Below are 26,240 nucleotides of genomic sequence, written 5' to 3' on the forward strand. Positions count from 1 at the left end.
GCACCATGAGGCTCGCGACGATCCGGACCGCGACCGGGCTCCGGGCGGTGCGTCTCGACGGCGACACCGCCGTCGAGACGGGGGAGACCGACGTGCGCACGCTGCTCGAGCGCCCGGACTGGGCCGAGCACGCCGCGGCGGCGGGCGGTCCGGTGCACGACGCGTCCACGCTGGATCTCGCGCCGCTGGTCCCGTCGCCGGAGAAGATCCTCTGCATCGGTCTCAACTACCGCGACCACGTGCTGGAGATGGGCAACGAGCTGCCCGAGTACCCCACGATCTTCGGCAAGTTCGCGCCCGCGCTGATCGGGGCGCGGGACGAGATCGAGCTCCCGTCCCAGTCCGACCGGGTCGACTACGAGGCCGAGCTGACCGTCGTCATCGGGCAGTCGGTCCGGCACGCCGACGCCGAGTCGGCGCGGGCCGCGATCGCCGGCTACACGGTGCTCAACGACGTGAGCATGCGCGACTACCAGCGCCGTACGAAGCAGTTCCTGCAGGGCAAGACCTGGGAGCACTCCACCCCGCTCGGTCCCGAGCTGGTCACCCCGGACGAGCTGCCCGCCGATCCGGCCGACGGCGGCGCGCTGCGCATCCGGTCCGAGCTCTCCGGCGAGATCATGCAGGACTCGACCACCGACCAACTCGTGTTCGGTGTCGTCGACCTGATCGTCTACCTGTCGACGATCCTCACCCTCAACCCCGGCGACGTCATCGCCACCGGCACCCCGGGCGGGGTCGGCGACGCCCGCACGCCCCCGCGCTACCTCACCGACGGCGCCGAGATCGTCACCTCGGTCGAAGGGATCGGGGAGTGCCGCAACGTGGCCCGGTCGCTGCAGTGACCGACGACGAACCGGTGCCCGTACCGCCGGCCCTGGCCGACTCACTGGCCTGGGCGGCGGACGGGCAGGCCCACCTGCGCGGCCTCATGACGCGGATGGGTGGCGACGCCTTCGCCGCTCCGTCCCTGCTGGCCGGCTGGACCAGGGCGCACGTGCTCACCCACGTGGCCCGCAACGCCGACGCGATGGTCAACCTGCTGACCTGGGCGCGGACCGGCGAGCCGACCCCGGCCTACCCGGACCGGGCCGCGCGGGACGCGGGCATCGCCGCCGCGGCAGGCCGCACCCCCGACGAGATCCGCGCCGACGTCATCGCGTCGTCCGACCGGCTCGCCGACGTCGCCCGCACGCTCCCCGCGAGCGCGTGGTCGGCGCACGTGCGCAACGCCCAGGACGTCGAGATCCCGGCGACCGCGGTGCCGTGGGCACGGGCCCGCGAGGTGTGGATCCACGCGGTCGACCTCGACGTCGGGGCGTCGTTCAAGGACCTGCCGATCCCGATGCGCAGGGTGCTCGTCGCCGACGTCGTCGCGACGCTCGAGACCCGGCCGGGCTGTCCGCGCGTCCGGCTGGAGGAGGCCAGGACCGGGCAGGTGCGCGAGTTCGGACCGGGCCCGGCGACGGACGACGGCACGGAGCCGGGCGATCTCGGCACGGTCCGCGGCAAGGCACCGGACCTGATCGCCTGGCTGCTCGGCCGCCCGTTCGGGAAGGGCCTGCGCGACGCAGGCGGCAACCTGCCGCCTCCGCTGCCGGTCTGGCTGTGACCGGCCGGTACCCGGGCGTCAGCGGCCCTCGAGCTCGTCCAGCCGCGCGGTGGCCCGCCCGAGCTGGCGGGCCATCTCGTCCAGCCGGGCCTGCAGCAGCGCCATCTCCGCGGTGAGCACCGCGACCGCTCCGGCGGTGGCGATCGGGTCGCCCTCGGCCGGCTCCGGCCCGCCGAACCCGGAGTCGTCGAGCGGGCGGTCCCCGAGCCGACCGGCATCGCCGCCGGCACCGGAGCCGACCGGGGCCAGCGGACCCGCGGGGACGTCGTCGGGCAGCAGGGTCACGGCGGCGAGCCGGGCGAACCGCTCCGGCGACAGCACCGGGCGTGCCCCCGCACAGCGCGCACAGGCGGGTTCCAGCCGCCGCCACCCGTGCTGGCCCGATCCGGTGTCGGCGAGCGCGGACACCGTCACCCCGCACCGGCACGGCCGCATCCGGACCGAGCGCACCCGCTGCCGCGAGTACCGCAACCCCAGCTCGTAGCGCCGGAACCGCCCGGACACGGCGACCTCGAGCAGCACCGAACCCTGGTGCTCCGGTGCGCACGCCAGCTCACGGGCGTCGGAGTCGGAGTGGAAGCAGTAGAAGCCGCAGTCGCACCAGCGCGACGGGCAGGAGTGCCGGCAGCCGTGCGCGCAGACCGCGTCGTCGACGGTGCGGTACACGTGGGCACGACCGAGGGTGACCCCGCTGAAGCCGGCCGTCGTGCCGTCCGCGGACAGCATGGGGAAGGCCAGCTTGTGCCCCGTCAGCGGGCCGGTCGGACGCTCCTGCGGGGCACGGCTGAACAGGCCGCCCGGCACGTCAGTCCTCGCGCGACCCCGACCGGGCCGGCACCTCGTGCTCGACCGGCGACCAGTCGACGACCTCGGGCTCGGGGGTGGGCACCGGCCGGTCCTGCGCGGCGGTGAGCCGGTCGGCCTCGTGGTCGACGGCATATCCCTCGGAGATCTTGCGGCCCAGCCTCATGATGCCTCCCGTGCTCCGGGTTCCCGGGCGGACCGTCGTGTGGCCGCCGTCACCAGGCTGACCGTTTCGCGCGATGTTGTCCAGAGCGGAACGGGTGAGGCGGACGGGGTACGGAGATCACACCGATGCCGGAGCGCGGCGCCGGTACCGTCCATGCTCGGACGGACACGGGGAGTGATCGATGCGGGGCACGGCGCGGTACGGGATCGAACACGAGCTGGCACTGCTCCGGCCGGACGGTGCACTCGCCGACTTCACCTCGCTCACCCACGCCGAGGTCGCCCGGATCGTCGGGGAGCTCCCCGACCTCCCCGGTGACCAGGCGGACCTGCGGATCGGCGACGCGGGCATCCGCCGCAAGCGCTGGTACGCCGAGGGCTACGAACGGATCGACGACGACGGCGAGCTCGTGGCGTTCGAGCCGAAGGGGATCGAGGTCCGCACGGTCGTGCACGACTCGGTGGCGGACACCGAGGCCGCACTGACCGCCGACGCCCGGCTGCTCGCCGAGGTCGCCGCCCGGTACGACCTGCGACCGGTCGCGTTCGGACACCACCCGTTCCGCTCGGAGTACCGGCTCGACCCGCCCCCGAACGCGCGGGAGCGGGCGCTGATGGCGGCCTCGCCGGAGGAACGCACCGCGCACCTGCACATGGTCACCTGGGGCCCCGACCTCAACCTGTCGTTCCCCGAGGCCGGCAGCGACCCGGCGGTGCTGGCCGACGCGGCCGCCAAGCTGACCTACTACAGCCCGTACCTGGTGCCCTGGTCGTTCTCCTCCCCGTTCCGTGACGGGCGGCCGTGGGGCGGGCTCTCCGCCCGGACCTCCCGCCGGACGGGTGCGCGCCCGGCTGCGCTCGCCTACCTCGAGCCGGGCGCGGCGCTGCTGCCGTCCGACCCGAGCCTGGTCCGGCACGCCGGCATCCCGGGGGAGATCGGGCGGATCGAGTTCAAGGCGTTCGACGCCGTCGCGGCGGTCCCGGAGGAGGAGCCGGCCGACGGGGGCGGTCCCGGTCTGCTCGGCGCGTTGCTCAGCCTGCTCACCGGCGTGCTGCGGGACACGACGCTGACCGGCAGGCGGCGCACCCCGGACGCGGCCCTGCACCGCACCTCGGCGCTGCACGGCTGGTCCGACCCGGCGATCCGGGCCGGATCGCTGGCCACGCTGAGTGCCGCGGCGGCGGCGCTGAAGGACGAGCCCGGCCACCGGGAGCGGCTGGAGCTGCTGTCCGAGCGGCTCCGGCGTCGGCAGACCCCGGCCGACCGGATGCTCGCCCGCTACCGCGAGGGCGGCGGGATCCCCGGCGTCGCCGCCGGGCGCGACCACGCCGCCCTCTGACCCGGAAGGTCAGCGGTAGCTGTGCTCCTCGGCGGGGTACTCCCCGCCGCGCACGTCGGCGGCGAACGCGGCGGCCGCGTCGTGCAGCACCGCGCCGACCTCGGCGTACTTGCGCACGAAGCGCGGCACCTTCCCGCGGTTCATGCCCGCCATGTCCGACCAGACGAGCACCTGGGCGTCGCAGTCCGGTCCGGCGCCGATCCCGATGGTCGGGATCCGCAGCTCGCCGGTGACCTGCTTCGCCACGTCGGCGGGCACCATCTCCAGCACGACGGAGAACGCCCCGGCCTCCTGGAGCGCCAGCGCGTCCTCGATGAGCCGCTCGGCGGCGTCGCCGCGGCCCTGGATGCGGAACCCACCGAGCGCGTGCTCGCTCTGCGGGGTGAAACCGAGGTGGCCCATCACCGGCACCCCGGATGCGGTGAGCGCCTCGACCTGCGGCGCGAACCGGGCGCCGCCCTCCAGCTTCACCGCGTGCGCACCGGCCTCCTTCATGAACCGGAACGCCGTCTCCTGGGCCTGGCCGGGGGAGACCTGGTAGCTGCCGAACGGCAGGTCCGCGACGACCAGGGCGCTGCGTGCGCCGCGGACCACGGCGCGGGTGAGCGGCAGCAGGTCGTCGACCGTGACCGGGATCGTGTTGGCGTGGCCGAAGACGTTGTTGCCCGCCGAGTCGCCGACCAGCAGGACCGGGATGCCCGCGTCGTCGAAGATCTCGGCGGAGTAGACGTCGTAGGCGGTCAGCATGGGCCAGCGCCGACCTTCCTGCTTCCACTGCAGCAGGTGGTGGATGCGGGTGCGCTTGGGTGGTGCGGCCGCCCGGTAGGGGGACTCGACCTCGCCGGACCCGGACATGGGAGTGCTAGTGCTCACCAGTGAGCTCCTTCCGTGCCTCGAGGCCCGCGCTGATCGTGGGTCCCCGGGTTCGTCATCGGTGGCGATCGCCAGGGTGGCAGCGCGGACGGCGTGGCGGGCTCCGGTGTGGGGACGCTCACCCGGCTTCCCGACCGGCCCCGCGCCCGGTCACTGTCGGGGGTCGATGGCATGCTCGCCGTCATGCTGCCCCGCCTGCCGCGCCCCCGTGGCCACGGACACGCCGCACCGCCGTCCCCGCAGGGGCGGCGACGGCGCGGGCGGGCGGCCGGTGCGGTGGTGCTCGGTGCGGTCGTGGCGATGCTGGTCACGGCCTGCTCGGGAGTCGGGACCATGTCGGGTGAGCAGCCCGCCCCGCCGCAGGACCCGCCGGAGCTCGCGCAGTTCTACGACCAGCAGCTGAGCTGGGGCCCGTGCGCCGACTACGCGCAGACCGACGACGACCGCCAGGCGTTCGCCGAGCCGCAGTTCGACTGCACCCGGGTCACCGTCCCGCAGGACTACGCCCAGCCGCAGGGCGAGACCATGCAGATCGCGCTGCTGCGCAAGAAGGCCACCGGCGACAAGATCGGTTCGCTGTTCACCGACCCGGGCGGCCCCGGGGCGTCCGGTACGTCGTTCATGGCGAGCACGGCCGCCACCTGGTCGACGAACGGCCTGGGCGACCGGTTCGACCTGATCGGCTTCGACCCGCGCGGCACCGGTGCCAGCGAGCCGAAGATCCAGTGCCTGACCGACGCGGAGAACGACGAGGACCGCACCAAGGTCTTCGCCGACCCGTCCCCGGCGGGTGTCGCGGCGGCCGAGGCCTACAACAAGCAGTTCGCCGACCGCTGCACCGAGCGCACCGGGGCGGACGTGCTGGCCAACGTCGGCACCCGCGACGTCGCCAAGGACATGGACATCATGCGGGCGGCCGTCGGCGACGAGAAGATGACCTACGCCGGGTTCTCCTACGGCACCGAGCTGGGCACCGCCTACGCCGAGGCGTTCCCGCAGAACGTCCGGGCGCTGCTGCTGGACGGGGCGATCGACCCGACCCAGACCACCATCGACTCCACGGTGAAGCAGAACGCGGGCTTCCAGCAGGCGTTCGACGCCTTCGCCGAGGACTGCACCAGCAAGCCGAACTGCCCGTTGGGCACCGACCCGGCGCAGGCCACCCGGGCGTTCCAGGCGGTCATGCAGCCGCTGATCGACAAGCCGGTCCCGACCAGCGACGGTCGCGTGCTGAGCTTCAACGACGCGCAGACCGGTGTGAGCCAGGCGCTCTACCTCTCCCAGCTGTGGCCCGCGCTGCAGCAGGGCATCTCGCAGGTCGCGAACGGCAACGGCGACTTCCTGATGACCCTGGCCGACCTCTACCACCAGCGCGACGCGCAGGGCCGGTACACGAACATGCTGCAGGCGTTCCAGGCGATCACCTGCGTGAACCAGCCACCGCTGAAGGAACCGGCCGAGGCGCTCGAGCTCGCACAGCGGGCCGAGGAGGCAGCGCCGTTCCGGTCGACCGGCCAGGGCCCGGTGGGCGCCAGGGACGCGTGCGCGTTCTGGCCGGTGCCGCCGACCAGTGAGCCGCACACGCCCCAGGTGGAGGGCCTCCCGCCGGTGCTGGTGGTCTCGGTCACCGGTGACCCGGCGACGCCGTTCCAGGCCGGGGTCGACCTCGCCGACCAGCTCGGCGGCAGCCTGATCACGGTCAACGGCGAGCAGCACGGCGCGGCCCTGCAGGGCGACCCCTGCGTGGACCGGCTCGCCGTCGACTACCTGGTCGACCTGAAGCTGCCGCCGGAGGGCGCCGAGTGCACCCTGGCCCCGGCCTGACCCCGGATACATCCCCGTAACACCGGCTTCCTAGGCTCCGCCGCATGGACCGCCAGCAGGAGTTCGTCCTCCGCACGCTCGAGGAGCGCGACATCCGTTTCGTCCGTCTGTGGTTCACGGACGTGCTCGGCTATCTGAAGTCGGTGGCGGTCGCCCCGGCGGAGCTGGAGGGGGCGTTCGCCGAGGGCATCGGGTTCGACGGCTCGGCGATCGAGGGCTTCGCCCGGGTCTACGAGTCGGACATGGTGGCCAAGCCGGACCCGTCGACGTTCCAGGTGCTGCCCTGGGAGACCGCGTCCGGCGACCACTACTCGGCGCGGATGTTCTGCGACATCGCCATGCCGGACGGCTCGCCGTCCTGGGCCGACCCGCGGCACGTGCTGACCCGCGCGCTGAACAAGGCCGGCGAGGCCGGGTTCACCTGCTACGTGCACCCGGAGATCGAGTTCTACCTGCTGAAGAACCTGCCCGACGACGGTTCACGCCCGGTCCCCGCCGACTCCGGCGGGTACTTCGACCAGGCCAGTCACGACGTCGCGCCGCACTTCCGGCGCAACACCATCGAGACGCTCGAGTCGATGGGCATCTCGGTCGAGTTCAGCCACCACGAGGGCGGGCCGGGCCAGCAGGAGATCGACCTGCGCTACGCCGACGCGCTGACCATGGCCGACAACCTGATGACGTTCCGCTACGTCGTGAAGGAGGTCGCGCTCACCCAGGGCGTGCGGGCGTCGTTCATGCCCAAGCCGTTCTCGGAGCACCCGGGCTCGGCGATGCACACGCACTTCTCGCTGTTCGAGGGCGACTCCAACGCCTTCCACTCCCCGGACGACCCGTACGAGCTGTCCGAGACCGGCAAGGCGTTCGTGGCCGGGGTGCTGCGGCACGCCCGGGAGATCACCGCCGTCACCAACCAGTGGGTCAACTCCTACAAGCGGCTGATCACCGGTGGCGAGGCGCCGACCGCGGTGTCCTGGGGGCACGCGAACCGCTCGGCGCTGGTCCGGGTGCCGATGTACTCGCCGGGCAAGTCGTCGTCGCGGCGGATCGAGGTCCGCACGCTGGACTCGGCGTGCAACCCGTACCTGGCGTACGCGGTGATCCTCGGCGCCGGGCTGACCGGCGTCAAGAAGGGCTACGAGCTGCCGCCGGCCACCGAGGACGACGTCTGGGCCCTCACCGACACCGAGCGCAAGGCGCTGGGGTACGAGCTGCTGCCGCAGAACCTGACCGAGGCGCTCGACATCATGGAGCGCTCGGAGCTGGTCGCCGAGTACCTGGGCGAGCACGTCTTCGACTTCTTCCTGCGGAACAAGCGTGCCGAGTGGGACGCCTACCGGCGAAACGTGACCCCGCACGAGCTGGCCACGTACCTGCCGGTGCTGTAGGAACACAGACGTGTTCGACGGCGACGAGATCATCCTGGGGCCACTTCCGAAGGGCATCACCCGGGCAGGTGAGGGCCAGTACCAGCGGGCGTGGAACGTGCTGGGCCACACCTACTGGGCGAAGGCGATCAGCGAGACCAGCTTCGCCTTCGAGACCCTCGACCCGCCGGGCACCGGCGTGCCCCCGCACGTGCACCCCACGCAGGACGAGCACATCCACGTCCTCGACGGCGTCTTCACCCTCTACCTGGACGGGCAGTGGGAGAAGGCCGGGCCGGGGGACACCGTGCTCATGCCCAAGGGACTGCCGCACGCGTACTACAACAAGGAGCAGGGCAACGCCCGGGCGCTGTTCTGGGTCAGCCCCTCCGGCCGGCTGCCGCAGCTGTTCGACCACCTGCACGACCTGACCGACCCGGACGAGGTCGTCCGGGTGTCGGCGATGCACGACGTCGAGTTCCTCCCACCCGGAACGATCCCCGGCGCGGACTAGTGGCCGAGTTCGTTAGTTCGTCGGGGGTCATGCGGCGGTAGTGAGGGTGCTGGGCTGCTCTGGCGGGCCGATCCGGTCGAGTAGGGCGCGGAGATCGCGGCGGGTGAAGGTCCAGTCGAAGGGTGTCGCGGCGCGGTTGTAGCGGTCTTGGAAGGCCAGGATGCGCTCGGCGAGGGCGTCGAGGTCGGCGAAGTCGACCGGGCTGATAGCTTTGCGTTGCAGGATCGAGAAGTAGATTTCGACCTGGTTGAGCCAGGAGGCGTGGATCGGTAGGTGGACCAGTGTCGCGCTCGGCCAGGTTGTGTTCATGCGGTCGATCGAGGCCTGTCCGGCGTGGCTGGAGCCGTTGTCCACGACCCAGAACACCCGCCGTGCCGAGGCGTAGGGCTCGCAGCTCATGACGTGTGTGACCAGGTCGGTGAACGGTTCGATCCCGGTCTTCGGGGCGATGGTGCCCATGACTCGGGCGTGGTGGATGTCGTAGGCGGCGAAGTAGGCCAGGGTCCCGCCGCGGCGGTATTCGAACTCGACCTGGCGGGTCCGGCCCGGCCCGGCCCGGCGGGCCGGCCGGGGTGGCGGCGACGCAGGGCTTGGAGCTGGGACTTCTCATCGGCGCTGATCACGTAGTCGTCCGGGCCCAGCGGTGCACCGTTCCAGGTGCGGGCGTAGAGGTCCAGGACCCGGGCGGCCTTGGTCTCGAAGTTCGGGTCGCGGGGGAAGATCCAGGAGCGGTGCTGCCAGGGTTTGATCACCGCACGGGTCAGCGCCCGACGCACTGTGGACGCCGAGATCGTCTCGGCGATACCGCGGGTGACCGCTTCGGTGGCCAGTTCGGTGCTGCTCCAGCGCGAGAGCGGTATCCCGGTCTCCGCGGGCAGGGTGCAGGCCAGCGCGGTGATCGCCGCGCTCTGCACGGCGGTGAACCGGCGCGGTCGCCCGGTGCGGGGCCGATCGGCGAGACCGTCGAGGCGCTCGGTGGCGAACTGTCGTCGCCACCTGCGCGCGGTGTCGACACACACTCTGAGTTCGACGGCGATCGCGGCGTTGGTCGCACCGGCCGCGGCAGCGAGCACGATCCGGGCCCGCAGCCGGTCGCGGTGCTCGGTGCGCCCGCTGCGCGCCCGCGCGGTCAACACCGCCTCCTCCGCCGCGGTGAGCACGATGATGAACGGGCTGGTGACCGGCACACCCGGGTTGTCGACCCCGACCACGATTTCGGCCACCGCGACACGCCGTGATCACCCGTAACAGCGGCCGACGGTCGATCGCGAGGGCCGGGCAACGCCGACCAGGGCTGTCACGATGGGCAAGTGGCGCCCCGTTTCCCCGAGTCGACCAAGACCTCCGTGCGGCAACGGTTACGCGCTCGGGCCCGTGAGCGTTGGCCCCAGATCACCGAACTGCACATGCGTCACCACGGCGTGTTCACCTACATCGGGGCCAGCACCGAGACCGAGATCCTGCCGCTGTGTCGGCTGCGCTACGTCGGATCGGCCCATGACTGGCAGGTCGCGATCTACCGGGCCAGCCACGACGACTACGCCGAGTCGATTTTCCCCGACGGGCTCCCGTTCGGGACCTGCCAGGACGCACTCGACCTCGCCTGCGGCCTCTACCTCAACGACCCCACCGCCTGGCACGACCTCAGACCCCCGACGAACTAACGACCGGAACCACTAGCTCGGGCTCCGACGAGCACCGAGTGTCACGTGAGTGTCGCGGCGGCAGCACCTGTGTGTCGCTCGGTGGCGCGCACCGGGGTGGGTTCAGCCGCGGCGGACCTGCTCCGGGGCGTTCCCGGCGGCTCGGTGGTATCCGGAGAAGATCGCGTCCAGTTCGTCGCCGGTGATCACGTCGGCGATCCGGTCGAACCCGCCGGGGGCGCGCCGCTCCACCTCGTCGATCACCTGCTCGGGTCCGCCGACGCGGTTGCGGAGCACGACGTCGGAGGTGACGGGCAGCCGTTCGTCCTGGTAGGCGGTCAGTGCGGCCTCCGGTGTGGGCCCGGCGGCGAGGTGGCGGGCCAGCGCGTCGGCGTCCAGGATCGCCTGCCCGGCGCCGTTGGACCCCATCGGGAACATCGGATGGGCGGCGTCGCCGAGCAGGGTGGTGCGGCCCCGCGTCCAGTGCGGTAGCGGGTCCCGGTCACACATCGGGAACTCGTAGGACTCCGCCGTCGCGGCGATCAGCGCGTGGTGGTCGACCTCGGTGAGCCGAAACCGGTGCGCGTGCCGGGCCGGGTCGGCGGGGTCGGCGAGGCGGGCCCAGTCCTGGCGCTGCGGTGGCGGGGCGCCGTCGGCGCCGGTGCGGATGCAGACCGCCCAGTTGGTGAGCACCGTGTCCGGCCGGGTGCCCGGACCGATCGGGTAGATCACCAGCTTCGCGTCGTTGCCGCCCGCGACGATCATCGAGCGGCCGCCCCGGAAGGCGGGCCAGTCGGTGGCGCCACGCCACATCGCCACGCCGTTCCAGCGTGGCGGGCCCTCACCCGGGAACAACCGGTCCCGCACGACGGAGTGGATGCCGTCCGCGCCCACCAGCACGTCCGCCTCGACGACCTCGCCGGAGGCGAGGGTGGCGCGCGCCCGCTCGGGATCGACGGCCGTGACCCGGGCCCCGGTGCGCACGGCGTCCGCTCCGAGACGGTCGGTGACCGCGTCGAGCAGCATCCGCTGCAGCCGTCCGCGGTGGCAGGCGACCTGCGGCAGGTCGAAACCGGCGTCGAGCCCGACCGGGCGGCGCAGCACCGGCATGCCGAGCCGGTGCGCGTAGGTCATCTCCGCCGTGCGCACCCCGATCCCGGCGAGCAGGTCGAGCAGGTCGAGCTCGGCGAGCACCCGGCCGGCGTGCGGCAGCACGTTCAGCCCGACGCCGAGCTCACGGCGGCCCGCCCCCTGCTCGTACACCGTCACGCCGATCCCGCGCCGGTGCAGCGCCAGCGCGCTGACCAGGCCACCGATCCCGCCCCCGATGATCGCGACGTCCGCCATCCGCCCCCCTCGTCCGTTGCCGCTACCGGCGCCCGAGCCTGCCGCGCGGCGCAGGCGGGCGACAACCCCTTTCGCCGTGGCCCCGCCGTTCGTGCCGAAACCGGACGACGTCGTCGGGTCCGGGCCGTGATGGGGCAGGATCGGCCGTTGTGATGGATCGGCGTACGGGGACCTCGTTGGCCCGGCTGGGACTGACCGGCCCCGACGCGCACGCGATGCTGCGCGAGCTCGGCTGGTGGGACGGCGACGTCCCCGCCCCGGGCTGCGAGGAGATCATGTGGGCGCTGGCCCGCAGCCCCGACCAGGGTCTCGCACTGCGCGCGGTCGAGCGGCTCTCCGCGACCCCGCAGTGGGCGGCCGTCGACCGCGCGCTGCGCACCGACCGGGGCCTGCGCGGGCGGCTGTTCGCCACCCTCGGCGCCTCGGCCCCGCTCGGGGACCATCTCGTCACCCACCCGGACCGGTGGTCTCTGCTCGCCGACACCCCGGAGCGGCGGGACCCGCCGCCGGACCTGGCCCGGCGCACCGCGAACCTGCTGCGCGCGGTCGGCGCCGACCCGGACGCGCCGCCGCCCGGCACCGCGGGCGGCGCCCGCGCCACGCTGACCGGGCCCGAGGCCGTCGACGCGCTGCGCATCGCCTACCGCGACGAGCTGCTCGGGCTGGCCTCGGCCGATCTCGCCGCCGTCGGGGATCCGGCGCTGCCGGTGATGGAGGTCGACGACGTCGCCGCCCAGCTCGCCGACCTGGCCGAGGCCGCGCTGTCGGCGTCGCTCGCGGTCGCCGCCGCCGAGCAGGACCCGCCGGACGAGCTGCGCCTGGCGATCATCGGGATGGGCAAGTGCGGTGGGCGCGAGCTGAACTACGTCTCCGACGTCGACGTCGTCTTCGTCGCCGAACCCGGCGGGGAGCTGACCGGTGCGGCGGCCAAGCTGGCGGCGCGGGTCATGCGGGTCGCCGGTGAGGCCTGCTTCGAGGTCGACGCCAACCTGCGGCCCGAGGGCCGCAACGGCACGCTCGTCCGCACCCTCGACGGCCACGTCACCTACTACCGGCGCTGGGCGAAGACCTGGGAGTTCCAGGCGCTGCTGAAGGCCCGGCCGATCGCCGGCGACCGCGACCTCGGCACGGCCTACGTCGACGCGCTCTCCCCGATGGTCTGGCAGGCCTCCGCACGTGACGACTTCGTCGCCGAGGTGCAGGCCATGCGGACCCGGGTGGTCGAGAACATCCCGTCCGACCAGCGTGAACGCGAGCTCAAGCTGGGTCGTGGCGGTCTGCGCGACGTCGAGTTCGCGGTGCAGCTGCTGCAGCTGGTGCACGGGCGGACCGACGAGACCCTGCACTCCGGCAACACCCTCGCGGCGCTGGCCGCGCTGAGCGGGCGCGGCTACGTGGGCCGCGACGACGGCGCCAACCTCGCCGCGTCCTACCGGTTCCTGCGGCTGCTGGAACACCGCCTGCAGCTGCAGAAGCTGCGCCGTACCCACCTGCTCCCGGCCGCCGACGACACCGATGCGCTGCGGTGGCTGGCCCGTGCCTCGCGGATCCGGCCGGACGGCCGGCGCGACGTCGTCGGGGTGCTGATGGCCGAGTGGCAGCGCAACGCCCGCCGGGTCACCCGGCTGCACGAGAAGCTGTTCTACCGGCCGCTGCTCGCGGCGGTGTCCCGGCTGGCGGGGGAGGAGGCCGACGCCGTCCTGTCCCCGGACGCGGCGAAGGCCCGGCTCAAGGCGCTCGGCTGGGCGTCGCCGGAGGGCGCGCTCGGGCACCTGCGTGCGCTGACCGGCGGGGTGTCGCGGGCGGCGTCGATCCAGCGCGCGCTGCTGCCGGTGCTGCTCGACGAGCTGTCGCACAGCCCCGATCCGGACCGTGGCCTGCTGGCCTACCGGCGGGTGTCCGAGGCGCTGGCCGCGACGCCGTGGTACCTGCGGCTGCTGCGTGACGAGGGCGCGGTCGCCCAGCGCCTGATGACGCTGCTCGGGACGTCCGCGCTGGTCCCGGACCTGCTGCAGCGCGCGCCCGAGGTGCTGCGGATGCTGGCGACCTCGTCGGGGCTGCAGAGCCCGGAGCTGACCCGGGACCCGGCCGAGGTGGCGATGGCGCTGTCGACGACCGTCGCCCGGCAGGCGACACCGGAGGCCGCGGTCGCCTCGGCGCGCTCGTACCGGCGGCACGAGATGCTGCGGATCGCCTGCGCGGACCTGCTCGGTGTGCTCGAGGTCGACAAGGTCTGCGCGGCGCTGAACTCGGTGAACGAAGCGGTCCTGTCCGCCACGCTGGACGCGGTCCTGCGCGGCGAGCCGGAGCGCAAGGCCGCCGTCGCGGTGATCGGGATGGGCCGGCTCGGGGGAGGTGAGTCCAGCTACGGCAGCGACGCCGACGTCATGTACGTCTGCGCCCCCGCCGAGGGCGTCGACGACCACACCGCCGCCAAGTGGGCGACGAGGGTGGTCGAGCGGGTCCGGCGGCTGCTGGACTCCCCGAGCCCGGACCCGGCGCTGACGGTGGACGCCGACCTGCGCCCGGAGGGCCGGTCGGGGCCGATGGTGCGGACGCTGGCGTCGTACCGGGAGTACTACGCCCGCTGGAGCGAGGTGTGGGAGACCCAGGCGCTGCTGCGGGCCCGGCCGATCGCCGGCGACCGGGCGCTGGGCCGGGAGTTCACCGCGCTGATCGACCCGCTCCGCTACCCGGCCGACGGGATCTCCGCGTCGTCGGTGGCGGAGATCCGGCGGATCAAGTCGCGGATCGACGCCGAGCGGCTGCCCCGCGGCGCGGACCGGTCCACCCACACCAAGCTGGGACACGGCGGGCTCGCCGACGTCGAGTGGACCGTGCAGCTGCTGCAGCTGCAGCACGCAGGTGACCTCCCCGAGCTGCGCACCACCTCGACGCTCGACGGCCTGCGGGAGGCCGTCGAGGCCGGGCTGATCTCCGGCGAGGACGCGGGGGAGCTGGAGGAGGGATGGCGCACCGCGACCAACGCCCGGAACGCGATCATGCTGGTGAAGGGCAAGCCCGGCGACCAGCTCCCGCGCTCGGGGCGGGAGCTGGTCGCCGTCGCCGCCGCACTCGGGTACCCGGCGGGCGGGGACCCGGGCGAGTTCCTCGACGACTACCGCCGCATCACCCGGCGGGCCCGGCACGTCGTCGAGCGGGTGTTCTACGGCTTCACATCGTGAGCACTGGCGCGTAGGGCCGTCGCGAACCACTCGAAGGCCGGGACGGCCGGCTCACGGGCGGGCCATCCGTTCAGCGTCGCGAGCAGCGCCCAGTACCGCTCCACCCGCCGGTCGGAGAACAGCTCGATCGTGTCCGCGGCCCGGAGCCGGGCCGCGGCGTCGAGCTCGGTGACACCGGGGATCCGGGCCAGCACCGCGGCCGCCCCGGCACCCGCCGGATCGACCCCCGCGGCCAGCGCCGCCCCGGCGTGCTCGGCGACGGCGGCCGGGTCGGGCTGCGGCTCCTGGTGCACCGGCGCGGTGCTGCCCGCGACGGCCATCTCCCGGCACCGGGCCCGGAAGTCCGGGTCGCGCGCCAGCTCGGCCAGCTCCACCCACGCCCCGACCTGCTCGGGCGTCGGGTCGTCGGGCAGCTCGGACGGCAGCGTCCGCATGCCCTCGGCGATGCCCGCGCCCGGGGCCTGCGGGTCGGTACCGGCGAAGGTCTCCGCCACGAAGTCGTCGATCAGGTTCTGACGTTCGGCGGCGGACAGCCGCGCGAGGTCGTTCATCAGGGTCACGCTCCTCTCATCGGGTTCGTCGTCGGGCCCGGTCCGGGCCAGCAGCACGCACACCGCGCGCTGCGCCTTCAGCTCCCGGATCCGGCTCTCCAGGGCCCGTACGTGCGCCTGCGCGATCTCGCCGACCCCCCGTCGCCGGGACAGCACGGAGCGCACGTCGTCCAGGCCCAGTCCCAGCTCGCGCAGGGTCCGGACCAGGTCGAGCCGGGCCACGGCGGCCGCGTCGTACACCCGGTGGCCCGAACTGCTCCGGTCCGAGGGAACGAGCCCCTCGTCCGACCAGAAGCGGATCGTGCGCACCGGAACCCCGGTCCGCCGGGCCAGCAGGCCGATCGTGAGACGGACGGGGTGATCATGGTGGGTCGACGCGGTCACGAGGACAGCGTCGCGGGTTCCAGCGACTGGAGGTCAAGTGCGAATCGGGTTCGGTGTGCCGCAGTTCGGCGATGCGGCCGCTCACGTGGACGAGACGATGCGGTTCGCCGCGGGGGCGGAGGAGCGGGGCGCGGCGAGCCTGTGGACGGCCGACCGGTTGCTGGCGGCCGTGGACCCCGCCGTCGGCTACGGCGGCGGGGACACCGTCCCGGTCCAGTTCCGGGCGACACACGACCCCCTGGGCCTGCTCACCGCGGCCGCCGCCGTGACCACGCGGGTACAGCTGGGCACCAGCACGCTGAACGCGCCGTGGTACCCGTCGGCCCTGCTGGCCCGCCACGCGCTGACCCTCGACCGGGTCTCCCGGGGACGGCTGCTGCTCGGTCTGGGCACCGGCTGGTCACCCGAGGAGTACGACGCGGTCGGCGTCCCCATGGCCGAGCGCGGTGCGCGGCTCGACGAGGCCCTCGACGTGTTCGACGCCTGGTGGAACGACGCTCCCGTCGAGTACCGGGGCAAGGTCGCGACCGTCGCGCCGGCGCACGTCGACGTGAAGCCGCACGGGATCCCGGTGTACCTGGCCGGCTTCGCACCGCGGGCGCGGCGGCGGATCGCCGAGCGCGCCGACGGGTTCCTGCCGGTGGTGACGCCGTCGGTGCGGGACCTGGACGCGGCCGTCTCGGTGCCGTGGGGCGAGCTGCGCGCGGCGGCACAGGACGCCGGACGGGGCCCGGACGCGATCGGGGCGGCGTTGCGGATCAACCTGCCGCCGGGGTCGACCGCCGCCGACGCGGTGTCGACGCTGCGCCGGGTGCGGGAGTCGACCGACATCGAGCACGCCTTCGTCGACCTGATGTACGTCAGCGCCGACCACGACACCGCGCTCGAGTGGGTCGGGGAGATCCTGGAGGCCGCGGCCTGAGCACCGGGTCGCGGGGCGTCCCCGGTCCGCTGGTTCACTGGACGGCGTGTCGTCGGATCCCCTGGAGCTGCTGACCCGTGGCTACGAACTGGTGGCGGCCCGGCCCGCCTCGCTGCTGGCGGCGCTGCTCGCGCTCGTCGTGGTGGCGTGGCAGCCGACCTGGCGGCTGACCCGTACCGCGGTGACGATCGCCCACGAGGGCGGGCACGCGCTGGTCGCGGTGCTGGTCGGGCGCGGGCTCACCGGCATCCGGTTGCACGCCGACTCCTCCGGCGTCACCTACTCGACCGGCGCCGGGCGCGGCCCCGGGGTGGTGGTGATGTTCCTGGCCGGCTACGTGTTCCCGCCGCTGCTCGGGCTCGGCGGCGCCGTGCTGGTGGCCACGGACTCCGCGCAGGCCATGCTCTGGATCGGGGTCGTGCTGCTCGCCGCGACCCTGCTGCAGACCCGCAACCTCTACGGGGGCCTCGCGGTCGTCGTCACCGGCGCGGTGCTGGTGCTGGTCGCGCTGCGCGCCGAGGAGGACCTGCGGACCGGTTTCGCGGCCGCGCTGTCCTGGTTCCTACTGTTCGGCGGGGTGAAGGCGTGCGCGGAGCTGCGGCGGGGACGGCGCCGTGGCGGGCTGCGGCATTCCGACGCCGACCGGCTCGCCGAGCTGACGCGGGTGTCCGGCGCGGTGTGGGCGGCGTTCTTCCTGGTCGCCGCGGCCGCCGCGACCGTCACCGCCGGTTGGGTGGTCTTCGCTCCGGGTGGCGCGCCGGCCTGAGGAGAAGCTGCCAGGATCGGTGGATGGCAGAAGACTTCAACAGCCGCGTCATCCGCGAGTTCCGGGAGAACGACGGCCGGGTCGGCGAGCCCTTCGCCGGCCTGCCGATGGTCCTGGTCCACCACATCGGGGCGCGCAGCGGTGCCGAACGGGTCACCCCGCTGCGCTGGTTCGCCGACGGCGACCGGTACGTGCTCGTCGCCTCCAAGGCCGGCGCGCCGGACAACCCGGCCTGGTACCACAACCTGAAGGCGAACCCGGAGGTCGTCGTCGAGATCGGCGACGGGCAGGGGAGTGTCGAGACGCGGCGGGTGCACGCGAGCGAGCTGCCCGGCGCCGAGCGGGACCGGATGTGGACGTGGATCAAGGAGAACAACGGCGGTTTCGCCGAGTACGAGCGCGCCACCGACCGCACCATCCCGCTGGTCGCGCTGACCCCGAGCTGAGCCCGCGGGTGCACGCAATGGCAGGCTCGCAGGCATGACGATCACCCTCGAGCAGGCCCAGACCATCACCACCGCGGCGCTGGCGCACGGCACCGAGCAGGGGTTCAACGCGCTGACGGTCGCCGTGCTCGATCCCGGCGGCGCGATCGTCGCGCTGGCCCGCCAGGACGGCTCCGGCTACCTGCGCCCGGACCTGGCCGTCGGCAAGGCGAACGGCGTGCTGGCGCTGGGGATGACGAACCGGGCCATCGCCGCCCGCGCCGCGGACTCGCCCGAGTTCTTCACCTCGGTCGCGGGCCTGACCGGTGGGAAGATCTTCTCGGTGCCCGGCGGGGTGTTCGTGAAGGACTCCGCCGGCACCCTGCTCGGCGCGGTCGGCGTGACCGGTGACGCGTCGCTGAACGACGAGGCCGCGGCCGTCGCCGGGATCAAGGCCGCCGGTCTGGTCGCGGTCACCGGAGCGGAGTAACACCCGCTCCACGAGCCGCACCCCCGGGCGACGAGGTCAGCCCGGGGGCGCGGAGGGGACACGACCCTGCCGCCGAGGAAGGGTCGTGCACGTTTCGTGGTCAGGCGGCGGTGTCGCGCGTGCAGCGTCTCACGTGGTGGTCGACACGGCGACGGTGTGCAGGCGGAGCGTCACGGATCGTGATCAGACTGGTACAGCCCTCACTCGATGTGATGCGGAACACGGTGAAGCCGAGTCAACCAGTCCGTTCAGTGGGTTGTCAACGGCTCCGCGGGCGCGGTCGACGATCGCCGAACTGGACCGATTATGCGTCGGTCGGCCCGGCGATCTCACCGAGTGACGGCCCGCCGGATAGCGTGCGGCGCCGTGGAGATCCTCAGTAGTCGCGCCATCCTGCGTCCCGCCGACCCCGACGCCGCGCTGGCGTTCTACCGCGATGTCCTCGGCCTGGCGATCTCCCGCGAGTTCCCGGGCGGGACCGTGTTCTTCCTCGGCAACGGGTTGCTGGAGGTCTCGGCCGCGCCGTCCGGCGCACCGGACGGCCCGGCGGGGGCGGACCCGGCCGGGCCCGCCCCGGACGCCGGCGGGCTGCGGCTGTGGCTACAGGTCCGCGACCTCGCCGCGGCCCACGCCGAGCTGGCCGGTGCCGGTGTGGCGGTGTTGCGCGAGCCGCGCCAGGAGCCGTGGGGCCTGCACGAGATGTGGATCGCCGACCCGGACGGCACCCGGATCGTGCTGGTGCAGATCCCGGCGGAGCACCCGATCCGCCGCGACACCCGCGGCGACTGAGCGGCTACCGGCGCAGGAGCGCGTCGACGACGCGGGCCTGGGCCGCGGCGGCATCCGGGTGTGTGTACAGCGCCAGGTGCGTGCCGGTGTCCAGGGTCAGCAGCTCGGCGCCGGGGATCGTCGCGGCGGCGAAGGCGCTGTCCGCCGGGGGGAGGTCGCCGTCGGCGCTGCCCTGCACGACCAGGGTCGGTGCCGTGATCCGCTCCAGCTCCAGCGAGGTGATCGCGGCGAACTGCGCCAGGTCGTTCTCGTAGCCGGCGCGCCGGGAGCGGTCCTGGGTGGCGGTCGCGCCGAGGGCCAGGACGAAGTCGCGCTTGACCGGGTCGGCGAAGACCTCCTCGATCCGCTGGGTGAGCTGCTCCTTGGGCAGGTCGCCCTCCGCGGAGAGGACACCCGCGACGTACTGCCGGGGCTGGTGCGCGGCGAGCAGCCGCAGCAGCCAGCGCCCGGCGCCGGTGGTGAACATCAGCCGGTCGGCCAGGTCCTGCTCCGGCAGGTGGTAGGCCCGGCTGACCGCCGCGAACGCGACGAGGGCGTCGACCCGGGCGGGGTGGCGGACGGCGAGCCGGTAGCCGGCGGGGCCGCCACCGGACCACGAGAGGACCCCGGCCCGCTCGATCCCGAGATGGTCGAGCAGAGCGGCGAGCAGGTCCGCCTGCCGGTCGACGGTCGTGCGGTCGCCGAGCTCGGTCCCGAGGTAGCCGGGCCGGGACACCAGGATCGCCGAGATCTCCTCCCGGGGGAGGAAGCCGGCCATCAGGGCCGCCGCGTCGATACCGCCCGGGCTGCCGTGCACGACGACGACCGGGGCCCCGGTACCGACGACGGCGTACTCGACGGGACCGGCACCGGTCTCGGCGATCTGCCGGACGTGGTCGGGTACGTGGCTCTCGATGGTGCTCATGGGCGACCTGCCGATCTCTTCGGTGTCGTGGCGCGGGTGCATGGGAACCGTCGGCACTGTCGGCCGGTCCGCTCCAACCCCGTTCCAACCGGCCGGCCCGGGGTTGGAAGGGAGTTGGAGGGAGTGCCGCGACGGTGTGGTCACCGGCTGCTCGACGGGGGCGGCGGGCACGGAGGAGAGGACCACGCCATGTCGGTCAAGCAGATCCTGCTCGGGTTCCTGCCCTGGATCGCGTTCAGCGCGATCTCGACCCGGGTCGGCCCCGGTGCGGTCGGGACGGCCGCGCTGCTGGCCCTGGTCCTGGCGGCGGTGTTCGTGGCCCGGTCGGTCGCACGGGGGCAGAGCCCGAAGCTGCTGGAGGTCACCGCGGTCGCCACGTTCGCGGTGATGAGCGCGTGGGCACTGATCGACCCGGCCTCGGACGAGGTGCTGGCCCTCTACGGTCGAGGGGGCGCTGCGCTGGTGCTGGCCGTCGTCCTCGCGGTGAGCCTGGCGATCCGGCCGTTCACCGAGCAGTACGCGCGGGAGACGGTCGCGCGGGAGTACTGGGACTCCCCGCGCTTCCACTCGGTCAACCGCCGGGTCAGTGCCGCATGGGCGGGCACCGTGGCGGTCATGGCCGTCGGGCACCTCGTCGCCGGCGCGCTCACCGCGAACGGCGCCGAGCACACCGGCTACCTCGTCTCGCGGCCCGCCGACCTGATCCTGAACTGGCTGGTGCCGGGTCTGCTGATCGTCGCGACCGTCCGCTACACGAACCGGGTCGTCGGGGAGCACCGCACCGAGAACCCGGAGCGGGTCGCGCGATGACCGCCGCCGCCCGCCCCGCCCCGGTCGTCCCGGGGCCGTACCTGACCGGCCCGTTCGCACCGGTGGTCGCCGAGGTCGACGTCGCCGACCTCGAGGTCGCCGGCGAGCTGCCCGCCGACCTCGACGGGTCCTACGTCCGCAACGGCCCCAACCCGCGCTTCTCGCCGATCGGCTCCTACGTCTTCCCGCTCGACGGGGACGGGATGCTGCACCGTGTCACGCTGTCCGAGGGCCGGGCGCGCTACGACAACCGGTTCGTGCGCACCCCGATGGTCCGCGCCGAGGAGCAGGCCGGGCACGCGATCTGGCCCGGCTTCGGCTCGGCCGGGCGGCCCGGGGCCGACGAGGTCGGCCCGGAGCTGGCCGGCACCCGGCGCCAGCTCCCGGACATCAACGTCATCCGTCACCACGGGACGCTGCTGGCCCTGGCCGAGTGCGACCGTCCCTACCGGATGGGCCCGGAGCTGGAGACGCTCGGCCAGGAGACCTTCGGCGACGCGCTCCCGGCCGGGATCTGCGCCCATCCCAAGCTCGACCCCCGCACCGGCGAGATGATCGCGTTCTCCTACACCTTCGGCCCGCCGTTCCTGACCTGGACGACGATCCGCCCGGACGGCACCGGGACCGCGCCGGTGCCCGTGGCGGGGATCGAACGGCCCAGCATGATCCACGACATGGCGATCACGGCGCGGTACGTGGTGCTGGTCGTCGCCCCGCTGTACTTCGACATCGCGGCCGCGACGGCCGGCGGGTCCCTGCTGTCCTGGCAGCCGGACGACGGCACCCGGATCGCCCTGGTCCCGCGCGACGGCGGCCCGGTCCGCTGGTGCTCGGACTCGGTGTTCTGGCTGTGGCACACCGTCAACGCCCACGACGAGGGCGGCCGGGTGGTGCTGGACTACGTCGAGTGGCCCCGCCCCGCCGAGCTCGCGCCCGGCCCGCCCGTGCAGCCGCGACTCGCCCGGGCCGTGCTGGACCCGGCGACCGGGCACGTCCACCGCAGCACGCTGGCCGACATCGCGGCCGAGTTCCCGCGGATCGACGACCGGCTGCTGGGCTCGGCGCACGCGGTGTCCGCCTCCGTGACCAGTACCGGCCGCGAGCTCCCGCACCCGGGCTGCTGGGACGCGCTGGCCTGGTACGACACCCGGGCGGGGACGGTCACCCGCTGGGCGCCACCCGGCGTCGCGCTCGGTGAACCGGTCTTCGCCCCGGACCCGCGCTCCGACGCCCCGGACGCCGGCTGGTGGCTCGTCCTCGGCACCCGGTTCGACACCGGGGCGAGCAACCTGTTCGTGCTCCCGGCCGCGGACCCCGCGTCCGGGCCGGTCGGCACCGTCCGGCTGCCCGTGCGCGTCCCGCTCGGGCTGCACGGCAACTGGCTGCCCACGTGAGTCACCGCAGGACGGCGGGCCGGTCCGGTCGCGGTGCCGGCACCGCGACCGGGGTCCCGGGGGCGCCGGCGAGATCGGCCAGGCGCAGTCCGCCGCCCTCGCGCCACGCCCGTTCGTAGGCGGTGGCGCCCAGGCGGCGGGCCGCCTCGGCGAGGATCGCGGGCGTCTCGGAGCGGGTCGGCCAGCGCATCGCCGCCCGCCGGTTCTGCATCCGCGCACCGGCCAGCACCCGGACCGCGACCACGTCGTCCCCGCGGCGGGCGTGCAGCGCGCCGTGCAGCTCCATGAACTGCGGGCTGTCCTGCGCCCCCAGAGCCAGGTAGTCCTCGATCCCGCGCCCGGACCACTGGAGCGCGGCATCGACGTCGTCGACCGCCAGGCAGGCCCGCACCGCGTCGTCGGCCGACATCCGCCCGGCCCACCGGTTGCCGGTCCCGACCGCCACCGCGTGCACCGCGACGGCCTCGGCGAGCTGCTCCATGGCGTCGTCGCGGGGCCACGTGCGCAGTGCCGCGACCCGCGCCAGCAGCGCGCTGTTCGCGTCGCCGGTCCGGTCCGCGACCGCGGCGGCGCGCGCCGCCAGCTCCCGGAGCAGGCCCCGGTCCCCGACCGGGACGGCGGGGGAGATGAGCCCCGCGAACTCGTCGCCGATGAACAGCAGGTCCTCACCCGTGGCGCGGTCGGCGGCCTCGAACAGGGCGGCCAGGTGCGGCCGGGCGGCCGGGAGGTCGCGCTCCATGATGTGCAGGGCGGCGAGGCCGGAGTGCAGGATCGCGGCGTCGACCGGGCGGGCCAGGCCGAGGTGGCGGAACCCCAGCGCGATCCACCGGCTGCCCTCCAGCATCATTCCCCGGTAGAACCAGTACAGGCCCAGGCCCGCTGCGAGGGCCGGGCCGCCCCACGTCGGCCGGTCGACCAGGGTCCGGTGCAGCGTGGCGCGCAGCGCGGCCAGGTCGTCGTCCATGCGGTCGTGCAGCTCGGCCTCGCCGGTCGTGCCGATCCGCGGGCGACCGACCACGGCGTCGACGACGAACCGGTCCCGCTCCTGTGCCGCCCGCTCGGACCCGCCGTCGCCCAGGGCGTGCGCGCCGTGCCCGCGCACGATGGCCAGCTGGGTGAAGCGGGACGGGCCACCCGGCCGCAGCGGGCCCTCGACGACCAGCAGGGACCGGTGCACCAGACCGGCGACGACGTCGTCGATCTGCGCGCGGGGTGTCCCGCTCACCGTCGCGGCCAGCGCGACCGTCGCCGGACCGGGGACCACCGACATCGCGGCGTGCAGCCGCTGCTCGTCCGGGGCCAGCAGGCGCACGCTGCGTTCGACGGCGCCCCGCACGGTGTGCCTGCCACCCCGGCCCCGGCCGACCCGCGACAGCGTGCTCGGGTCGGTGCGGACCTGCTCGGCGATCTCCACGAGGCTGAACGCGCGCCCGCGCGCCGCGGCCAGCTCGATGGCCAGCGGCACTCCGTCCACCGAGGCGCAGATCGCCGCGGCCACCGCCAGGTCGGCCGAGCCGAGCCGGCGGTCCGGCCCGGCCTCGGCGAACCGCTCGAGGAACAGCTCCACCGCCGGTGAGCCGTCGCCGACCGGCAACGGGGCCAGCTCGACCAGCTGCTCCCCGTCGACCTCCAGCGGTTCGCGGCTGGTGGCGAGCACGGCGAGCCCGCCCCCGGGGACGTGCAGCTTCTCGACCAGCTCGGCGACCGGGTCGACGACGTGCTCGCAGTTGTCCAGCAGGAGCAGCGCGCGGCGGTGGCGGGTGAAGTCCCGCAGCGCGTCCGTCGTGGTCCCGCCCGCGCCCGCCAGCCCCAGCGCGGAGGCGACCGCGGCACCGACCTGCTCGGTGCCGACCTGCTCGGTGCCGGGCGCGGAGCTCAGGTCCACGAACCACACGCCGCCGGGGAAGCCCGGGGCGACCCGCTCCGCCGTGGCGACGGCCAGGGTCGTCTTGCCGCAGCCCGCGCCCCCGACGAGCGTCACGGTCGTCCCGCAGGCGATGCGGCGCTCCAGGTCCGCCACCTCCGCGGAGCGCCCGACCAGGCGCGACCGCCGCCGCGGCAGCTTCACCTCGGTGAGCTCGACCGGCGCCGGCTCCCGACCGGGGGCGACGCTGCGCGTGGCCTCCGCTGCGCCGGCGAGAACGAGCCGGTGCAGCCTGCGGAGCTCGGTACCGGGCTGCACGCCGAGCTCGTCGCGCAACAGCCGGTCGATGCGCCGGTAGGCGGCCGACGCGTCCCCGACCCGTCCCGCCCGAGCTGCGGCGAGCAGATACTGCTCCCACGGCCGCTCGCGCAACGGCTGCGCGGCCAGCACCGGCTCCAGCTCGGCCAGCGCCCGGTCCGGGCGCGAGTCGGCCAGCAGCCCGTCGACGAGGGTCTCGGTGAGCCGGCGGCCGAGTTCCTCCAGCCCCGCGACGGGCGCCGCGGCCCAGGTTTCGTCGCTCCACGGCGCGTACGGGCGGTCCCGCCACAGCCCGCGCGCCTGCTCGGCCAGCGCGACCACCCGTCCCGGCTCCCCACGGTCGAGCAGATCGGCCGCCTCCTCGGCCAGCCGGGTGAACAGGACCGAGTCGACCCGGTCGCCATCGGCGATCAGGCGGTACCCACCGGCCTCGGCGACCAGCGCGACCGGAGCCTCGCCGCGGCCGCGTCCGGGTTCCAGGAAGCGGCGCAGCCGGTACAGGTGGGACTCCAGGGTCGACACCGAGCGCGCCGTGGCCCGGTCGCCCCACATCGCGTCCACCAGCGCGCCGACGTCCACCCGGCGGCCGGCGTCGACGAGCAGGCGCGACAGCAGCCTGCCCAGCACCGCTCCGCCCGGCGCGCGCTCCCGGCCGTCCTGCACGACGGCGACCGCTCCCAGATCACGGAACCTCAGCACGCCCGGCTCGGACACGGTTGCACGGACCTCCCCGTCTCCTGATGCCCCGGGCTTGTGCTCGGCGCACCCGACGACGGCGTTACGGCCGATGCCGGATTCCGGTGGTCGCGATTCGCGCATCGGGGACGACCCCGTTCTCGAACCAGGGACCCCGGATCGGGTGTGCCAGGGGTTTCCTGCGTGCCGCTGGGGCCCGATCGGGCTACGCTCAGGCACGTTTCGACCGGCGGGCGACTGGTCACTCGGTGAGAGAGATCAGTTCAAACAGGTCGCGACGGTCCGTCAAGGAGACGAACCGAGAAAAAGAGGAGGAACACCATGCTGTGGACCATTCTGGGTTGGCTCGTGCTCGGTCTCGTCGCGGGCTTCATCGCCCGTGCCCTGGTCCCGGGCAAGGATGACATCGGCATCGTGGCCACGATCGTCCTGGGCGTCGTGGGCTCTTTCGTCGGCGGCGCGCTGGCCAGCATCTTCACCGGCTTCAGCAGCTTCTCGCCGTCGAGCTGGATCGGTTCCATCATCGGTGCGATCGTCGTGCTGGTGGTCTACAACAAGGTGACCGGCCGCAAGCGCGTCGGTCGCTGACGGCCACACCGCTTACTCGGCGCCGTCCGGAATTCCGGGCGGCGCCGACGTGTGTCCGGGGCCGTCCTTCCTCGCAGCGTAAGACAGACTGTATTACAGTTTGTGTATGAGTACGCTGACGATTCGCACTGATCCGGAGGTGGAGCGCGCGCTGGAAGCGCTCACCCGCGAGGGACAGTCGCGGTCACAGGCTGTCCGGGCGGCGATCCTGGAGGCCGAACGAGCACACCGGAGGGCGCGGCTGCGGGCCGAGGCCGAGCAGCTCCGTAACGACCCCGACGACGTTGCCGCCTCGCGGGAGCTGGCCGCCGAGATGGACGCCGTCCGTGCGAGGTGACCTGTACACGCTGAAGGCGGCCAAGGACGTTCGCGGCCATGAACGAGCCGGCGCCCGCTACGCCGTCGTCGTGCAGTCCGACGATGTGCCGCTGTCCACATGGCTCGTCGCCCCGACCTCGACCGGCCGCCGAGCGGCGTCGTTCCGCCCCGAGATCGAGATCAACGGCACCACGACCCGGGTGCTCGTCGAACAACTGACGGTCGTCGATCCCGAAACACGCCTCGGCGAGTTCGCCGGTCGCCTGGACACCGCCGAGATGCACGCCGTCGACGCTGCTCTGCAGGCGGTGCTGGGGCTGGACTGATCCGGCGCCCGCCGCGCGCGT

Annotated in this window: 26 protein-coding genes and 1 pseudogene; 18 read left to right on the plus strand and 9 right to left on the minus strand. The window is 73.9% G+C overall.

Annotation, left to right across the window (positions count from 1 at the left end; translation table 11 throughout):
- Positions 1-5: 5 nt before the first annotated feature.
- Positions 6-845, plus strand: a complete 840-nt coding sequence (locus tag JOF36_RS14040; RefSeq protein WP_210027256.1) for a fumarylacetoacetate hydrolase family protein — start codon at positions 6-8, stop codon at positions 843-845.
- Positions 842-1,612 carry a maleylpyruvate isomerase family mycothiol-dependent enzyme gene (locus JOF36_RS14045; RefSeq protein WP_210027257.1) on the plus strand — a complete coding sequence of 257 codons (771 nt, stop codon included), beginning with the start codon at positions 842-844 and terminating at the stop codon, positions 1,610-1,612. Before JOF36_RS14040 ends, JOF36_RS14045 begins: the two co-directional genes overlap by 4 nt.
- Positions 1,613-1,630: 18 nt before the next feature.
- On the opposite strand, the gene JOF36_RS14050 is transcribed toward JOF36_RS14045, so the two are convergent.
- Positions 1,631-2,416: a hypothetical protein gene (locus JOF36_RS14050; protein ID WP_210027258.1), complete on the minus strand. Its 786-nt coding sequence runs from the start codon at positions 2,414-2,416 to the stop codon at positions 1,631-1,633.
- 1 nt (position 2,417) lies between these two features.
- Complete coding sequence (locus JOF36_RS14055) at positions 2,418-2,582, minus strand: hypothetical protein (protein WP_210027259.1); 165 nt, start codon at positions 2,580-2,582, stop codon at positions 2,418-2,420.
- A 181-nt stretch (positions 2,583-2,763) separates the two neighbouring features.
- On the opposite strand from JOF36_RS14055, the gene JOF36_RS14060 reads away from it, so the two are divergent.
- Positions 2,764-3,921 (plus strand): glutamate-cysteine ligase family protein, encoded by a 1,158-nt coding sequence (locus tag JOF36_RS14060; RefSeq protein WP_210027260.1) that lies wholly within the window; start codon positions 2,764-2,766, stop codon positions 3,919-3,921.
- Between the two features lie 9 nt (positions 3,922-3,930).
- Here JOF36_RS14060 and panB read toward each other — a convergent pair whose 3' ends face one another.
- The gene (gene panB, locus JOF36_RS14065; protein WP_210035589.1) at positions 3,931-4,776 is read right to left on the minus strand and encodes a 3-methyl-2-oxobutanoate hydroxymethyltransferase; all 846 of its coding nucleotides are present in this window, start codon (positions 4,774-4,776) and stop codon (positions 3,931-3,933) included.
- 318 nt (positions 4,777-5,094) lie between these two features.
- Between panB and JOF36_RS14070 the strand changes: the two genes are divergently transcribed.
- The 3 genes from JOF36_RS14070 to JOF36_RS14080 are packed head-to-tail and all read left to right on the plus strand — an operon-like array spanning position 5,095 to position 8,499.
- Positions 5,095-6,618 carry an alpha/beta hydrolase gene (locus tag JOF36_RS14070; protein ID WP_210035597.1) on the plus strand — a complete coding sequence of 508 codons (1,524 nt, stop codon included), beginning with the start codon at positions 5,095-5,097 and terminating at the stop codon, positions 6,616-6,618.
- A gap of 44 nt (positions 6,619-6,662) precedes the next feature.
- Positions 6,663-8,006 carry a type I glutamate--ammonia ligase gene (gene glnA / locus JOF36_RS14075; protein ID WP_210027261.1) on the plus strand — a complete coding sequence of 448 codons (1,344 nt, stop codon included), beginning with the start codon at positions 6,663-6,665 and terminating at the stop codon, positions 8,004-8,006.
- A 10-nt stretch (positions 8,007-8,016) separates the two neighbouring features.
- Entirely contained in the window at positions 8,017-8,499 is a 483-nt protein-coding gene (locus JOF36_RS14080; RefSeq protein ID WP_210027262.1) for a cupin domain-containing protein, read from the plus strand.
- Positions 8,500-8,526: 27 nt separating this feature from the next.
- Here JOF36_RS14080 and JOF36_RS14085 read toward each other — a convergent pair.
- Positions 8,527-9,009: pseudogene (locus tag JOF36_RS14085) on the minus strand (transposase); the annotation flags it as partial.
- Positions 8,895-9,722, minus strand: a complete 828-nt coding sequence (locus JOF36_RS14090; RefSeq protein WP_210027263.1) for a helix-turn-helix domain-containing protein — start codon at positions 9,720-9,722, stop codon at positions 8,895-8,897. The gene JOF36_RS14090 and the pseudogene JOF36_RS14085, both read right to left, overlap by 115 nt.
- Before the next feature lie 183 nt (positions 9,723-9,905).
- Between JOF36_RS14090 and JOF36_RS14095 the strand changes: the two genes are divergently transcribed.
- Entirely contained in the window at positions 9,906-10,163 is a 258-nt protein-coding gene (locus JOF36_RS14095; RefSeq protein ID WP_245350673.1) for a hypothetical protein, read from the plus strand.
- A gap of 102 nt (positions 10,164-10,265) precedes the next feature.
- Here JOF36_RS14095 and JOF36_RS14100 read toward each other — a convergent pair whose 3' ends face one another.
- The gene (locus JOF36_RS14100; RefSeq protein ID WP_210027265.1) at positions 10,266-11,489 is read right to left on the minus strand and encodes an FAD-dependent monooxygenase; all 1,224 of its coding nucleotides are present in this window, start codon (positions 11,487-11,489) and stop codon (positions 10,266-10,268) included.
- Positions 11,490-11,641: 152 nt separating this feature from the next.
- On the opposite strand from JOF36_RS14100, the gene JOF36_RS14105 reads away from it, so the two are divergent.
- A complete protein-coding gene (locus JOF36_RS14105) occupies positions 11,642-14,674 on the plus strand; it encodes a bifunctional [glutamine synthetase] adenylyltransferase/[glutamine synthetase]-adenylyl-L-tyrosine phosphorylase (RefSeq protein WP_210027267.1) in 3,033 nt (1,010 codons plus the stop codon).
- Here the strand turns inward: JOF36_RS14105 and JOF36_RS14110 are convergent.
- A complete protein-coding gene (locus JOF36_RS14110; RefSeq protein ID WP_210027269.1) occupies positions 14,656-15,609 on the minus strand; it encodes a MerR family transcriptional regulator in 954 nt (317 codons plus the stop codon). The two genes, JOF36_RS14105 and JOF36_RS14110, sit on opposite strands and share 19 nt — an antisense overlap.
- A gap of 37 nt (positions 15,610-15,646) precedes the next feature.
- Between JOF36_RS14110 and JOF36_RS14115 the strand changes: the two genes are divergently transcribed.
- The 5 genes from JOF36_RS14115 (at position 15,647) to JOF36_RS14135 (ending at position 19,001) form a co-directional block, all read left to right on the plus strand.
- Positions 15,647-16,531 carry a TIGR03619 family F420-dependent LLM class oxidoreductase gene (locus JOF36_RS14115; RefSeq protein ID WP_210027272.1) on the plus strand — a complete coding sequence of 295 codons (885 nt, stop codon included), beginning with the start codon at positions 15,647-15,649 and terminating at the stop codon, positions 16,529-16,531.
- Positions 16,532-16,577: 46 nt separating this feature from the next.
- Positions 16,578-17,297 (plus strand): M50 family metallopeptidase, encoded by a 720-nt coding sequence (locus tag JOF36_RS14120; protein ID WP_210027273.1) that lies wholly within the window; start codon positions 16,578-16,580, stop codon positions 17,295-17,297.
- Positions 17,298-17,320: 23 nt separating this feature from the next.
- A complete protein-coding gene (locus tag JOF36_RS14125; protein WP_210027274.1) occupies positions 17,321-17,743 on the plus strand; it encodes a nitroreductase family deazaflavin-dependent oxidoreductase in 423 nt (140 codons plus the stop codon).
- A 34-nt stretch (positions 17,744-17,777) separates the two neighbouring features.
- Entirely contained in the window at positions 17,778-18,212 is a 435-nt protein-coding gene (locus JOF36_RS14130; protein WP_210027275.1) for a GlcG/HbpS family heme-binding protein, read from the plus strand.
- Positions 18,213-18,578: 366 nt separating this feature from the next.
- On the plus strand, positions 18,579-19,001 hold the full coding sequence (locus tag JOF36_RS14135) for a VOC family protein (RefSeq protein WP_210027276.1): 423 nt from the start codon (positions 18,579-18,581) through the stop codon (positions 18,999-19,001).
- Positions 19,002-19,005: 4 nt separating this feature from the next.
- Here the strand turns inward: JOF36_RS14135 and JOF36_RS14140 are convergent, their stop codons facing one another.
- Positions 19,006-19,905, minus strand: coding sequence for an alpha/beta fold hydrolase (locus tag JOF36_RS14140; RefSeq protein WP_210027277.1), 900 nt, complete (start codon positions 19,903-19,905; stop codon positions 19,006-19,008).
- Positions 19,906-20,094: 189 nt separating this feature from the next.
- Here JOF36_RS14140 and JOF36_RS14145 point away from each other — a divergent pair, with 189 nt between their 5' ends.
- A complete protein-coding gene (locus tag JOF36_RS14145; protein WP_210027278.1) occupies positions 20,095-20,715 on the plus strand; it encodes a hypothetical protein in 621 nt (206 codons plus the stop codon).
- A complete protein-coding gene (locus JOF36_RS14150; protein WP_210027280.1) occupies positions 20,712-22,109 on the plus strand; it encodes a carotenoid oxygenase family protein in 1,398 nt (465 codons plus the stop codon). Before JOF36_RS14145 ends, JOF36_RS14150 begins: the two co-directional genes overlap by 4 nt.
- A gap of 1 nt (position 22,110) precedes the next feature.
- Here JOF36_RS14150 and JOF36_RS14155 read toward each other — a convergent pair whose 3' ends face one another.
- Entirely contained in the window at positions 22,111-25,005 is a 2,895-nt protein-coding gene (locus JOF36_RS14155; RefSeq protein ID WP_210027281.1) for an AfsR/SARP family transcriptional regulator, read from the minus strand.
- 303 nt (positions 25,006-25,308) lie between these two features.
- Here JOF36_RS14155 and JOF36_RS14160 point away from each other — a divergent pair, with 303 nt between their 5' ends.
- The 3 genes from JOF36_RS14160 (at position 25,309) to JOF36_RS14170 (ending at position 26,219) form a co-directional block, all read left to right on the plus strand.
- On the plus strand, positions 25,309-25,575 hold the full coding sequence (locus JOF36_RS14160) for a GlsB/YeaQ/YmgE family stress response membrane protein (protein WP_210027282.1): 267 nt from the start codon (positions 25,309-25,311) through the stop codon (positions 25,573-25,575).
- Between the two features lie 106 nt (positions 25,576-25,681).
- Positions 25,682-25,912: a ribbon-helix-helix protein, CopG family gene (locus JOF36_RS14165; RefSeq protein WP_210027283.1), complete on the plus strand. Its 231-nt coding sequence runs from the start codon at positions 25,682-25,684 to the stop codon at positions 25,910-25,912.
- On the plus strand, positions 25,902-26,219 hold the full coding sequence (locus tag JOF36_RS14170; RefSeq protein WP_210027284.1) for a type II toxin-antitoxin system PemK/MazF family toxin: 318 nt from the start codon (positions 25,902-25,904) through the stop codon (positions 26,217-26,219). Before JOF36_RS14165 ends, JOF36_RS14170 begins: the two co-directional genes overlap by 11 nt.
- Positions 26,220-26,240 lie beyond the last annotated feature (21 nt).

The organism is Pseudonocardia parietis (assembly GCF_017876315.1).
Taxonomy (GTDB): Bacteria; Actinomycetota; Actinomycetes; order Mycobacteriales; family Pseudonocardiaceae; genus Pseudonocardia; species Pseudonocardia parietis.